Source organism: Planococcus sp. ANT_H30 (assembly GCF_008369335.1).
Classification (GTDB): Bacteria; Bacillota; Bacilli; order Bacillales_A; family Planococcaceae; genus Planococcus; species Planococcus kocurii.
Window position 1 is genome coordinate 197,650 of record NZ_VOBJ01000002.1, and the last position, 13,247, is coordinate 210,896.

At 41.0% G+C, this 13,247-nt stretch carries 13 protein-coding genes; all 13 read right to left on the reverse strand.

Features of this window, described 5'->3' with window-relative positions; translation table 11 throughout:
- Positions 1 to 154: 154 nt before the first annotated feature.
- Entirely contained in the window at positions 155 to 1,114 is a 960-nt protein-coding gene (locus FQ085_RS06895) for a PhoH family protein (RefSeq protein ID WP_149456264.1), read from the reverse strand.
- Positions 1,115 to 1,414: 300 nt separating this feature from the next.
- The gene (locus FQ085_RS06900) at positions 1,415 to 1,912 is read right to left on the reverse strand and encodes a hypothetical protein (RefSeq protein ID WP_058385565.1); all 498 of its coding nucleotides are present in this window, start codon (positions 1,910 to 1,912) and stop codon (positions 1,415 to 1,417) included.
- Between the two features lie 30 nt (positions 1,913 to 1,942).
- On the reverse strand, positions 1,943 to 2,929 hold the full coding sequence (gene floA, locus FQ085_RS06905) for a flotillin-like protein FloA (RefSeq protein WP_058385566.1): 987 nt from the start codon (positions 2,927 to 2,929) through the stop codon (positions 1,943 to 1,945).
- Between the two features lie 4 nt (positions 2,930 to 2,933).
- A complete protein-coding gene (locus FQ085_RS06910) occupies positions 2,934 to 4,259 on the reverse strand; it encodes an NfeD family protein (RefSeq protein WP_082707484.1) in 1,326 nt (441 codons plus the stop codon).
- Between the two features lie 224 nt (positions 4,260 to 4,483).
- Complete coding sequence (rpsU, locus tag FQ085_RS06915; protein WP_006828698.1) at positions 4,484 to 4,657, reverse strand: 30S ribosomal protein S21; 174 nt, start codon at positions 4,655 to 4,657, stop codon at positions 4,484 to 4,486.
- A 95-nt stretch (positions 4,658 to 4,752) separates the two neighbouring features.
- A complete protein-coding gene (deoC, locus tag FQ085_RS06920; protein ID WP_149456265.1) occupies positions 4,753 to 5,421 on the reverse strand; it encodes a deoxyribose-phosphate aldolase in 669 nt (222 codons plus the stop codon).
- 42 nt (positions 5,422 to 5,463) lie between these two features.
- Positions 5,464 to 6,201: a 16S rRNA (uracil(1498)-N(3))-methyltransferase gene (locus FQ085_RS06925; protein ID WP_149456266.1), complete on the reverse strand. Its 738-nt coding sequence runs from the start codon at positions 6,199 to 6,201 to the stop codon at positions 5,464 to 5,466.
- A gap of 12 nt (positions 6,202 to 6,213) precedes the next feature.
- Entirely contained in the window at positions 6,214 to 7,155 is a 942-nt protein-coding gene (prmA, locus tag FQ085_RS06930; protein ID WP_149456267.1) for a 50S ribosomal protein L11 methyltransferase, read from the reverse strand.
- A gap of 126 nt (positions 7,156 to 7,281) precedes the next feature.
- Positions 7,282 to 8,394 (reverse strand): molecular chaperone DnaJ, encoded by a 1,113-nt coding sequence (dnaJ, locus tag FQ085_RS06935; protein WP_149456268.1) that lies wholly within the window; start codon positions 8,392 to 8,394, stop codon positions 7,282 to 7,284.
- A 109-nt stretch (positions 8,395 to 8,503) separates the two neighbouring features.
- Positions 8,504 to 10,330 carry a molecular chaperone DnaK gene (gene dnaK / locus FQ085_RS06940; RefSeq protein WP_058385571.1) on the reverse strand — a complete coding sequence of 609 codons (1,827 nt, stop codon included), beginning with the start codon at positions 10,328 to 10,330 and terminating at the stop codon, positions 8,504 to 8,506.
- A gap of 21 nt (positions 10,331 to 10,351) precedes the next feature.
- Complete coding sequence (gene grpE / locus FQ085_RS06945) at positions 10,352 to 10,948, reverse strand: nucleotide exchange factor GrpE (RefSeq protein WP_149456269.1); 597 nt, start codon at positions 10,946 to 10,948, stop codon at positions 10,352 to 10,354.
- A 17-nt stretch (positions 10,949 to 10,965) separates the two neighbouring features.
- Positions 10,966 to 12,000, reverse strand: a complete 1,035-nt coding sequence (gene hrcA / locus FQ085_RS06950; protein ID WP_058385573.1) for a heat-inducible transcriptional repressor HrcA — start codon at positions 11,998 to 12,000, stop codon at positions 10,966 to 10,968.
- A gap of 90 nt (positions 12,001 to 12,090) precedes the next feature.
- Positions 12,091 to 13,230 carry a radical SAM family heme chaperone HemW gene (gene hemW / locus FQ085_RS06955; protein ID WP_058385574.1) on the reverse strand — a complete coding sequence of 380 codons (1,140 nt, stop codon included), beginning with the start codon at positions 13,228 to 13,230 and terminating at the stop codon, positions 12,091 to 12,093.
- Positions 13,231 to 13,247 lie beyond the last annotated feature (17 nt).

Here is a 13,247-nt window from a genome sequence, read left to right on the forward strand (position 1 = left end):
TCCATCATAACAAGTAAAGAAATAGATTTCACGGTGTTTTTCTAAAAATTTGAAATTATCCCCATATTTATGAGAAATAAGAGGTTGTGAGTCCTTTTTAAAAAAATGCTAAAAAAGATGCAGGGATTTTCGCCCCTGCATCTTTTACATTTAATTAAATCGACTGTTTTTCGTAGGCATCTATGATCTTTGCTACAAGTGGATGACGAACCACATCTCCGCTTTCAAGATACTGAAAATGAATAGTTGGAACATCTTTTAAAATGGTTTCTGCTGCAATCAACCCCGACTCAGCCCCACGCGGCAAATCAATCTGTGTTTTGTCACCGGTAATGATCATTTTCGAGTCAAAACCTAGCCGCGTCAAAAACATTTTCATTTGTGCCTTTGTGGTATTTTGCGCTTCATCGAGAATAACAAAAGCTGCGTCAAGTGTACGACCTCTCATATAAGCAAGAGGAGCAATTTCAATCGTTCCGCGTTCGATAAAGCGATTTGTTTGCTCAAGACCCAACACATCGTGTAAAGAGTCATAGAGTGGTCTCAAATAAGGATCTACTTTTTCTTTTAAATCTCCTGGTAAAAAACCAAGACTTTCCCCTGCTTCCACAGCAGGCCGTGTCAAAATAATTTTCTTTACTTGACCATTTTTAAGCGCCTGAACTGCCATGACGACGGCTAAATACGTTTTACCTGTCCCAGCAGGACCAATTCCAAAAACTAAATCCTTGCTACGCATAGCTTGAATATAATGACGCTGACCTATTGTTTTTGCCCGAATAGACTTGCCATTAGCGTTGCGCGCCACTTCTTCGTCGTAAAGTTCGGCAAAATATTCGATTGTGCCGCTTTTAGCCATTTCAATAGCAGAGATAATATCTCGCTGATTGATGTTAATATTTTTGCGTATAACCCGCAATAATTGTTCTATTAATAGTTTCCCCGTTTGCTTGTCTTCTTCAGAACCTGATAACTTGATGACCTCACCGCGGGTAATAATTTGAATGTTAAAAGCTTCTTCGATTAATGTTAAATGACTATCTGAGATCCCGAGCAGTTGAACCGCTTCATTTGGGTCTTTCACATGTAGTTCTAGTAAGTTGTTTTCTGTCATGTGGACGCTCCTTAGAATCGAGTATTTACTGCTAATTTCACTCTATCATTAAAGATAATCACTTGTAAAATTTTTGTTCTGGATAAATTGATTGAAAAAACTAAATAACAAAAATCGAACAAGAAGAGCAGCTAATAAACGATGTTTCGCTTACGAAATAGCAGTAACTCAAAAACAGTAGTTTAACTTACAACTTTTAAATCTGCTATGTAAATCAATAAGCAGTTTAAACGCCATATAACTTTACATAATATTATTATTAATAAAAAACAGCAACTAGCGGGAACTAGTTGCTGTTTTTTATCTTTTGGATTTGGGCGGTAGTAAAATCTCTGCCATAATAATGCCTCTTCTTACATCTTCACTACTCAACGGCAAAAATTCATGCGATATTTCTTCAGGACTTTGACTAACAGGCTGATCGCGTAGCGGCTTTGATCTATGCGTAGAAATGCGATCTTGGATTTCATGTTGTGCATCTCTAGACGAAACACGACGCTGCACTTCTTGTCGTGCTTCACGAAGAGGTGCACGGTTTACCATTTCTTCCGCTTTTTTCTTTGCCTGCCCTACACGCTCAGAACCTTGATTTTTTTGATTTTGTAGTTCCCCATAAATTTCTTTAGCGTAATCTTCCACCCGTTTGAACCTCCCTTGGTCAGAGCGACCGTCTCGATCAGTTGACGCTTTTGTTGAGACGGGCTTAGCAGGAACATCTCCATCGGGTGAATCTTTTTTGCTTTTATTAAAAAAAGCACTTACCGCCATGATAACAAGTCCAAATATGAGAGCTTCCATACGACAAACCTCCCTTATGACTGCTGCCGATTATTTATCGTCGGATTTGTCCATGCCCGTTTTTGAGATAGACTCTCTCATACCTGTATCTGCTTGGACATTTTTGTAATTGACGTAATCCATAATGCCAATATTGCCGTTGCGTAGCGCTTCCGACATAGCAAGTGGTACTTCAGCTTCAGCTTCTACAACTTTTGCTCTCATTTCAACAACTTTGGCTTTCATTTCTTGTTCACTTGCTACAGCCATTGCACGACGTTCTTCTGCTTTTGCTTGAGCAATTTTCTTATCTGCTTCTGCTTGTTCTGTCTGCAACTCTGCGCCAATGTTTTTACCAATATCAACGTCTGCAATATCAATCGACAGAATTTCAAACGCTGTTCCGGAATCCAGGCCTTTAGATAAAACGGTTTGAGAAATCAAGTCCGGATTTTCTAGAACTTTTTTATGACTAGTGCTCGAACCTAAAGTAGAGACAATCCCTTCACCTACACGAGCAACAATTGTTTCTTCTCCTGCACCACCGACTAAACGGTCAATATTAGCACGAACTGTAATACGAGCTTTTGCTTTCACTTCGATTCCGTCCATTGCAACACCTGCAATAAATGGTGTTTCAATCACTTTCGGGTTAACCGACATTTGAACTGCTTCTAATACGTCACGACCTGCAAGGTCAATCGCTGCTGCACGTTCAAACGGCAATTCGATATTAGCACGATGCGCCGCAATCAACGCATTAACGACACGGTCAACGTTACCACCAGCTAAATAGTGACTTTCTAATTGATTGATGGTTACTGTTAATCCTGCTTTTGATGCTTTAATTAATGGATTGACGATACGTGACGGAATAACGCGACGTAATCTCATTCCGATTAGCGTAAAGATACTGATTTTGACCCCTGCAGCTAATGCTGAAATCCATAATGTAATTGGTACGAATGTGAAGAAAATTGCCAAAACGACGATAATACCAATTATCGCAGCACCTAAACCAATTGTTTCAATTCCCATTTCTCTATTCCTCCTCTTGTTTTTCAAGTTCACGAACGACGATACGTGAACCTTCTACCTTGATTATCTTAACATCTTTACCACTGTCGATAAATCTGCCTTCTGATACAGCGTCAATGCGCTCATCTTCTAATTTAATGGTACCGGAAGGACGGAGCGCTGTCACTGTTTGGGCAATTTTACCGACAAGTTCTGGGCGATTTGTAGTCGATACATAACCACCTGCCGTATCGGTAGCATCCGTCAAGATAATCCGTTTGAACAAATCAAGCCGCTTACCAAAGAATTTCACTACAATCACCATCCCTATTGTTGCTACTATCATTGCAATAAGTACTGCTATGGCGGTGGTTTTAAGATCTCCTCCCGCGAGTAAAACACTTCCTAGGATCGCTGCAATTCCCAGGAATCCAGCAACACCTCCAGGAATAATAAACTCAGCTATTAATAGACCAAAACCAATAACTAATAAAACAATGGACTCATAACCAGCTAACCCTGCTACCAAATGTCCGTAGAAAAACAGCATAAGGAACGTCAAACCAATAAATCCAGGAACTCCAACTCCAGGTGTAAATAGCTCCAGAAGTAATCCAAGACCTGCAATTGATAGAAGAATTGGCACGACAATCGGGTTGGTCAAAAAACGAGCGAGGCTTTCTGAGAACGTTTCATCGACTGTCACGACTGTGGCATCTTCAAGTCCTTTCAAACTAAGTAGCTCGTCTAAGGTAGATACCGTCCCTTGCGAATAGTTCACCTGTTCAGCTTCAGCCGCACCCAAAGTTAACAACTTCCCTTCAGCCGCACCAAGTTCAGGCAAATCTATGGAAGCATCAGCCATCGCTAAGGCAATCTGAGGATTACGACTTGCTGTCTGAGCCGCGTTCTTCATGGATGCCAGCCAAGCGCTATTGGCTTTGTCAGCAGCTGCGTTACCGGCTTGATCAATTACCTGTGCTGCACCCATACGACCATTCGGATGCATATAGATTTCATCATTGTGCAAAGCTAAAAAAGCACCTGCAGACAAAGCATCTTGATTGATGAAAGCTATTTTTTCCAATGACGTTTTGTCCAATAGACGGGCAATGCCATCTGCTGCTGCGACAAATCCACCTGGTGTATCTATCTCGAATATGATTGCTTCGGCTCCAGCGTCTTCTGCTTCTTCAATGCCCCGTTCAATAAAAGCCTGCAGTCCTCTTTCGACCTCATCTTCAATAGGTATCACGTACACAGTCGAAGTATCAGCCTGTATGGCCGGGAGCATGAGCAAAAACGATAGTAGCAAAAGCCCAAAACCAATACAGACTTTGACTCTGCTCAACAGGATCTCTCCTTTCGCATTTCAAATTTACTGTTTGTATCTATACGGATGAACAGGAAATAAGTTTCAAGGTACGTCTCCTATTATAAAGTAAATCTTCAGTAATAACGAAAGAACGCGCTTACAAATAGAATAAATAGAAAAACCACCATCACGATACTCGTGATGGTGGTTTAGGCTGGTCGTTCATATTTTTTAAAAGTCATTATACTGCTTAAGGTCAATTAAAATTTACGTTTACGCGCAGCTTCTGATTTTAGTTTACGTTTCACGCTCGGCTTATCATAGTACTCGCGCTTTCTTACCTCTTGCATTGTTCCAGATTTAGAAACAGTGCGTTTGAAGCGGCGAAGAGCATCTTCAATCGATTCGTTTTTACGAACTGTAGTTTTTGACATCTCTTTTTCCCTCCCTCCGAACACACGTTGAAGCGAAGAACAACAAGTGTTATATACTCAAAAATTATATCGTATTCTAGATGAAAGGTCAATAGTTAATAATCAGAATCAGAAGTTAACCCTTGCATGATTTTGACGCCTGAACTTGCACCGATACGCGTAGCTCCTGCTTTGATCATGGCTTCTACATCTTCAAGGCTACGAACGCCACCAGAAGCTTTAACGCCCAAATCTGGACCTACTGTCTGACGCATTAGTTTGACGTCTTCAACTGTAGCTCCAGCAGTTGAAAAGCCCGTAGAAGTTTTGACAAAGTCAGCTCCTGCTTCTTTGGATAAACGTGAAGCAGTCACTTTTTCTTCGTCAGTCAATAAACAAGTTTCTAAAATCACTTTGACAATCGCCTTGCCTTTTGCTGCATTGACAACCGCTTCGATATCTTTTTTCACATGGTCAGTATTGCCACTTTTAAGTGCTCCAATATTCACGACCATATCGATTTCACCAGCGCCTTTTAGAATAGCATCCGTCGTTTCAAAAGCCTTCGTTTCAGACGTTGACGCACCTAATGGAAATCCGATAACTGTGCAAACTTTCACGTCGCTCTCTGCCAACTCAGCTGCTGCCGTTTCAACCCAAGCCGGATTAACACATACAGAAGCAAATTTGTATTCAGCCGCTTCTTGACAAAGCTGAACAACTTGGCTTTCTGTAGATTCAGGTTTTAATAAAGTATGATCAATGTATGATGCAATTGTTGTCATGACTAAAAATCCCCATTCTTTTTTTAAAATTATTATGCAGTGTTATTCAAATTCATAAGAAATCGCAGATAATGCATACAAAGGTGCCGTTTCTGTCCGTAAAATCCGTGGACCGAGAGCAGTAAAACTCGCTCCAGCGTTTTTTAGAGACGCCACTTCTGCTTGTGAAATTCCACCTTCTGGACCAAAGATGATCAGCACTGAATCTTTATCATACAATGCTTTTAAAATTTCAGCAAACCGAGTCCTATCCTCTTGCCGCGCCTCTTCTTCGTAAGCTACAATGACCGCGTCATACGAGTTGGCTTTATCTAGCAATTGTTTAAAACTGTGAATGCCATGTATTTCCGGGACATGCGTTCTATGTGATTGCTCAGCTGCTTCTTTGGCAATTTTTTGGAGACGTCCAATCTTCTTTTCACTTTTAGCACTGTCCCATTTTACAATAGAGCGTTCTGCCGAAAATGGTACTAATGCATACATTCCGAGCTCTGTCGCTTTTTGCGTGATCAAATCCAGCTTGTCACCTTTTGGCAATCCACAAGCGATGGTCACTTTTTTCGGCAATTCGACTTCCATTCCCAAATCGCTACCGATTTTTACCTCTACGTCAAAATCTGCACTGACTATTTTTGCCTGATACGCTTGATCTTCCATAACTACAATCAAATCGTCCCCAATAGTTTGGCGCATAACTTTGGCGATGTGCTTTGCATCATCGCCAGTTATCGCCACTATTTGATTTTCAGGAATTTTGCCTTCTATAAAATATCGTTGCATTGTGGCACCTCATTACTCAGGTTTTTTTGAAATAATCGTAACCCAATCTTCCATCATCATGACATCTTCAATGACAAACCCAGAAGCTTCAAGCGAGGCTTTAACGTCGTTCTTTTTCGCTTCTATGATACCTGAAGTGATATAGCTACCGCCTGGTTTAACGATATTGAAAGCATCATCTGTAAACGACATGATAACTTCCGCCAAAATATTAGCTACAACTACATCAGCCGGTTGATCTACTTTATCAGTTAGATTGCCTTTTTCAACTGTCACAATGCCTTGAACTTTGTTTAGTTCCACATTATCAATCGCCGCTTTTACAGCAATTTCATCCAAATCCAGTGCATACACTTCTTTAGCAGACAATAATGCAGCACCAATTGCCAATACCCCAGAACCTGTACCAATATCGATGACACGATCAGATGGTCGTACTACTTTTTCTAACGCTTGAAGACTCATAACAGTAGTAGGATGGGTACCCGTTCCAAAAGCCATTCCTGGATCTAACTCAATAATTAATTCGTCACTTGATACCGGATTGTAAACTTCCCAAGTTGGAACAATCGTGAAACGTTCGGAAATCTTTACAGGGTGGTAGTACTTCTTCCAAGCTGTGGCCCAATCTTCTTCGTCCACTTCACTAATTGTCACTTCGTTTTTGCCAAGGTTGATATCAAAAGCAGCTAGATTATTAATCGCCACTTTAATCGCATCGACCGTTTCTCCCAAAAAACTATTGACGGGGAGATAAGCTTTCAAAATCACTCCATCTACTGGAAAATCTTCAGGATCTAGTGAATAAATTTCTCCAAAGCGATATTCTCTTTCTTTCGTTAAGTCTTCCGAGTCTTCAATGACAACCCCGCTGGCTCCTGCTTCATGCATGATGTTAGAGACCGCTTCAATTGCTTCATTTGTCGTATGAAACGACAGTTCTGACCATTTCACTTCCACTCAGCTCCTTTTCGACTTCACAGTCAGTAAGACTCTCGCTTTTCGCCAGAGTCTTCTGTTTGTAAAAATCCAGTTGCTTTAACTATTCATAAAAAGAAAATTTTAACCCCGTAGCTCTTATTAATCGCCTTTAATTGTACGTTTGATTTTTTCAAAAAGAGAACTGCTATGCTCTTCTGGAATATCGCCGCTAATTTCAGCAAATTCACGTAATAGCTGCTTTTGCTTTTCGCTGAGGTTTGTTTGTGTTTTTATTCGAACAATAACATGTTGATCGCCCGTTCCGTAACCATGGACATTTTTAACACCTTTGCCTTTTAGACGGAAACGCGCACCACTTTGTGTGCCGGCCGGAATTTTTAATTTCACTTTCCCTGAAGTTGTCGGCACTTCAATTTCGTCACCCAATGCTGCTTGCGGATAGGTGATGGCAATATCTAAATAAATGTCATCGCCTTCACGTTGGAATTGTTTATGTGATTTCACACGGAAAACAACATATAAATCTCCTGAAGGTCCTCCGTTAACACCTGGTCCACCTTGTCCAGTGACACGCAATTGCTGGCCATCATCGACCCCTGCCGGAATAGTCACTTTGATTTTATTAACTTTGCGAACCTTGCCTTGACCACGGCAAGTTGAACATTTTTCTTCGATAATTTGACCAGAGCCTTCACAATGCTGGCAAGCACGACGATTGACCATACGGCCGAAAGGTGTGTCTTGCGTTACATTTGTTTGACCAGAACCATCACAATATGGACACGTTTTTTTCTTTGTGCCAGGCTTTGCACCGGAACCGTCACAAGTATCACATGTTTCATCTTTAGGAATTTCAATTTCTGTTTCTTTCCCGAACACAGCATCCATGAAATCGATGGTCATCGAATACTGTAGATCGTCACCCTTACGCGGAGCACTTGGATCGCGGCGTCTTGAACCGCCACCAAAGAACGTGCTGAAAATATCGTCGAAACCAAAGCCATCAGCTCCGCCGCCACCAAATCCTTGATTGGGATCTTGGTGCCCAAATTGATCGTATTGTGCCCGTTTTTGTTGGTCACTCAGTACTTCATAGGCATCTTTTACTTCTTGGAATTTCTCCGATGCATAGGCATCTTTATTAATATCTGGGTGGAATTTTTTCGATAAAGTCCGGTATGCTTTTTTAAGCTCTTCTTTAGAAGCAGTCTTAGATACACCCAGTACTTCATAATAATCTCGTTTATTCATGAGTCACTCTCCCTCTAACAATCAACTGTAATTGTACACGGTTTAAATCGCTGTTGCAAAGACATTGAAAGAGCCAAAGCATGTTGCTTTGCTTTGACTCTTCAAGGTCTTACTTATTATCGTCGTTTACTTCTTCAAATTCTGCATCAACGACATCGTCATTTCCCGACGCAGCATTTTCTTCTTCTCCAGCTTGTTGAGCTGCTGCTGCTTGCTCATAAGCTTTCATTGACAATCCTTGCAAGATTTCCTGAAGTTTGTCTTTTTTCTCACGAATGTCGTCGATGTTATCCGACTCCAATGCCGCTTTTAGTTCATCGCGTGCATCTTCCGCTTGTTTTTTCTCTTCTTCTGTAACAACTTCGCCTAGGTCTGCAATTGTCTTATCTGTTTGGAAGACTGCTTGGTCCGCTTCATTGCGAACTTCTACTTCTTCTTTTACTTTTGCATCTGCTTCAGCATTTTCTTCTGCTTCTTTGATCATGCGTTCAACTTCTTCGTCAGTTAAAGACGAATTCGATTGAATTGTAATTGTTTGCTCTTTTTGCGTTCCAAGATCTTTCGCTTTAACGCTAACGATACCGTTCTTATCGATATCAAAGCTTACTTCGATTTGTGGTACACCGCGTTGTGCTGGCGGAATATCCGTTAATTGGAAACGGCCAAGTGTTTTGTTAGCTGCTGCCATTGGACGTTCGCCTTGTAATACATGAATATCTACGGCTGGCTGGTTATCAGCAGCAGTCGAGAATGTTTGCGATTTCGAAGTTGGGATCGTTGTGTTACGCTCGATCAATTTCGTGAATACGCCGCCCATTGTTTCGATACCAAGTGATAATGGCGTTACGTCTAGTAAGACCACATCTTTTACGTCTCCAGTTAATACGCCACCTTGTACAGCTGCACCCATTGCTACAACTTCATCCGGGTTAACACCTTTATATGGCTCTTTGCCTGTTTCTTTTTTCACAGCTTCTTGTACAGCTGGAATTCGAGTAGATCCACCAACAAGAATAACGCGATCAAGATCAGAAGCTGAAATACCAGCATCTTTTAATGCTTGGCGTGTAGGTCCCATTGTGCGTTCAACTAATGAAGAAGTTAACTCGTCAAATTTTGCACGGCTCATTGTAACTTCCAAATGAAGCGGTCCTTCTGCTCCAGCAGTGATAAATGGCAATGAAACTTGAGTTGAAGAAACACCTGACAAGTCTTTTTTCGCTTTTTCAGCAGCATCTTTCAAGCGCTGAGTAGCCATTTTGTCTTTAGACAAGTCAACACCATTGTCTTTTTTGAATTCTTGTACCAAATAATCGATAATCAATTTATCAAAATCATCTCCACCTAGACGGTTATCGCCGGCAGTTGATTTTACTTCAAAAACGCCATCGCCAAGTTCAAGAATCGATACGTCGAATGTACCGCCACCAAGGTCATAAACAAGGATAGTTTCGTCTGTTTCCGTTTTATCAAGACCGTATGCTAATGCTGCTGCAGTTGGCTCGTTAATAATACGTTCTACTTCAAGACCTGCAATACGTCCCGCATCTTTTGTTGCTTGGCGCTCTGCGTCATTGAAGTAAGCTGGAACTGTAATAACCGCTCTTGTTACTTTTTCGCCTAAATATTCTTCAGCGTACCCTTTAAGGTATTGTAAAATCATTGCAGAAACTTCTTGAGGCGTATAATCTTTGCCTTCAGCTGTTACTTTTTCCTGCGTACCCATTAAACGTTTAACGGATTGAATGGTATTCGGGTTAGTGATTGATTGGCGTTTAGCTACTTCGCCGACTTGACGTTCGCCATTTTTAAAAGCGACAACAGAAGGAGTTGTACGGTTGCCTTCTGGGTTTGGAATAATTTTTGGCTCGCCGCCTTCTAATACTGCGACTGCTGAGTTTGTTGTTCCTAAGTCAATACCGATAATTTTGCTCATTGTTAAATTCCTCCAATATTTTTATTCGTTTACTTTTACCATTGCCGGGCGAATAACCCGATCTTTTAACATATAGCCTTTTTGTAATTCTTGTAACACAATTCCCGCTTCTGCAGCTTCGTCTTTTTCTTGCATAACTGCTTGATGGAAATTCGGATCAAATGGTTCGCCGACCGCTTTAATTTCTGCTAGGCCTTCACGGTTCACAGCTTCAATTAACGATTTCTGTACCATTTCCACGCCCTTTAGCAAGGACGCTGACTCTTCACTGCTTGTCGTAAGAGACAAAGCACGTTCAAAATTGTCTAGTACTGGCAGAATATCCGCTAATAGTGATTGTGAACGGAATTTATTGGCGATTTCTTTGTCTTTTTGAGTACGTCTTTTGAAATTATCAAAGTCAGCCAGTAACCGCAAATATTTGTTTTGCTCAGCTTCAAGTTGCGCACGAAGCTCTTCAGTTTCATCCGTTATTGACGACTCTTCCTCACTAGAAGATTCGTCAGGCGCTTCTGCATCTACTAATTCTGGTGACTGTTCAGCTTCAGCGTCTTTTACTTCAACAGCTTCTGGTGCTACATGTTCTTCTGCTTTTAATGAATCATTTTTTTTCGACAAATCTGTTCCTCCTTTGTTCACGTTCCATTAAACAACCGGTTCAGTTCTTTCGATAAATCACCGCTTAGCAAATCCAATATAGAAACGATGCGTTTATAATCCATTCGTTTTGGACCTATTATAGCGATGGAACCGGTCTGTTCTTCTCCGATATCATAAGATACCGTAATGACACTACAATCTTCCATTGCTGTAAGCACATTTTCCGAGCCAATGCGAATATGGAGGCCTTGGCTTCCAACTGGCAAGATCATCGGAATGTGCTTTACTTCTTCCATGACATCCATTAAATTTCTGATTTTTTGAAGATCATGAAAATCTGGTTGTCTTAAGATGTTCAGCTTACCGCCGTAATAAATATTTTCATCCGTATGTGGCAATAAAACGGCTTGCCTAAACGTATGAAACAATTCACCATAGCGTTCAACATGCTGCTGTAAAATCGTCAATGTCTCTTGTTCTAACCGCAGGTGCAGATTGTTTAGCGATACACCAACGAGCCGTTCATTTAGGATATTCGTCATTTTTTCAATATCCGATGGATCGAGTCCAGGCGGAATGGGAAAAATCCGATTTTCCACATGACCAGAATCGGTCACAATAATCGCCACAGCTGTGTCTAAAGTTAAAGGAACAATCGACAATTTCCTAACGATGTGTCTACGTACATCAGGACCCAATAAAATAGAAGTGTAATTGGTCAATTCCGAAAGAATCATGGCAGAGCGTTTGATAATTTCTTCTGTCTCTGTCAGCTTTTCTTCAAAAATTGAACGCAACTGTAAAATGTCCTGTTGTGGTAGTGGTCTTGGTGTCAGCAAGTGATCGACGTAATAGCGGTATCCTTTCTCCGAAGGAATGCGTCCGGAAGACGTATGTGTTTTTTCTAAAAACCCCATCCCCTCTAAATCCGCCATTTCGTTGCGTATAGTGGCAGGACTAAACGGAATATCAGGTCTTCTGGAGAGTTGGTTCGATCCTACCGGCTGAGCTGATTGAATGTAATCATCTACTGTCACCTTTAAAATGAGCAGTTGCCGTTCTGTTAACATGATCATCACCTCTGTTAGCACTCTAAGTACCCGAGTGCTAATACTACATTAAAATTAACAAATAAAATGATCAATGTCAACGGAAGAGCTTTAAGCTAATAAAAATTGCTCAAAAACTTCATTGCCAACAAATCGTCCTTTACGGGTCAGTCTAACAAAATCGCTAGCAACTTCTAAATTTCCTTTAGCCATTTCTTTTTTCAAGATATCTCCGTAAACATCTTGAATCGGTTTTTGAAATTTAATTTGGAAATGAGACAGCGACACCCCGCCTGTTTTTCGTAGCCCTAGAAACATCTCTTCTTCCATTTTTTCATGGAGCGGCACTTGGTGTGTACTCAAAATTGGACGCTCACCTGCATCTAATGGAGACATGTATTTTTTTAAAGGTCCGGCATTGGAATAGCGAATACCATCTACATAACCGTGCGCACCGGCACCAACGCCAATATATTCAACATTGTCCCAGTACAGTAAGTTGTGTCGTGATTCATGACCAGGACGCGCAAAATTGGAAATTTCGTATTGTTTTAATCCACGTTTGTCCATTTCATTCATCAACTTATCGTACATATCGGCTTCTAAATCTTCTGTTACCGTATTTAACTTACCTTTTGTCATTAAGTTATAAAATACTGTTTTCGGCTCAATGATCAAGGAATAGGCTGAGAAATGCGGCATATCAAATGCAAAAGCTCGCTCCAGTGTATCGTCCCATTGTTGCATCGTTTGGCCAGGTAATCCGTACATCAAGTCGAAACTCAAGTTTTTAAAGCCTACTTTGCGAGCAGCATTAACTGCACGTGTAACATCTGAGTTGCTGTGAGTTCGGCCAAGTCGTTTTAAAAGATCTTCATCGAATGACTGAACGCCCATGCTTAGACGGTTGACACCTCCGTCAAATAGCACTTGCATTTTATCTTGTGTCAATTCATCTGGGTTGGCTTCTGATGTCCATTCCAAATTAGCAGCCATTGGGACATAGCGATGAATATGTGCCAGCAATTTCTCTAATTGAACAGGTGTTAACGATGTAGGAGTCCCTCCACCAAGGAAGATTGTTTCCAAAGGATGATCGAGTGCTCCTTGTTCTTTCCATAACGCCAACTCTTTTCCTACGGAATCAATGTAAGCATCCACCGGCTGGTCTTTGAAATATACTTTATTGAAATCGCAGTAAAAACAAATTTGGTGGCAGAATGGAATATGGATATACAATCCTTTTACCATTTTATTTCCTCTTTTCT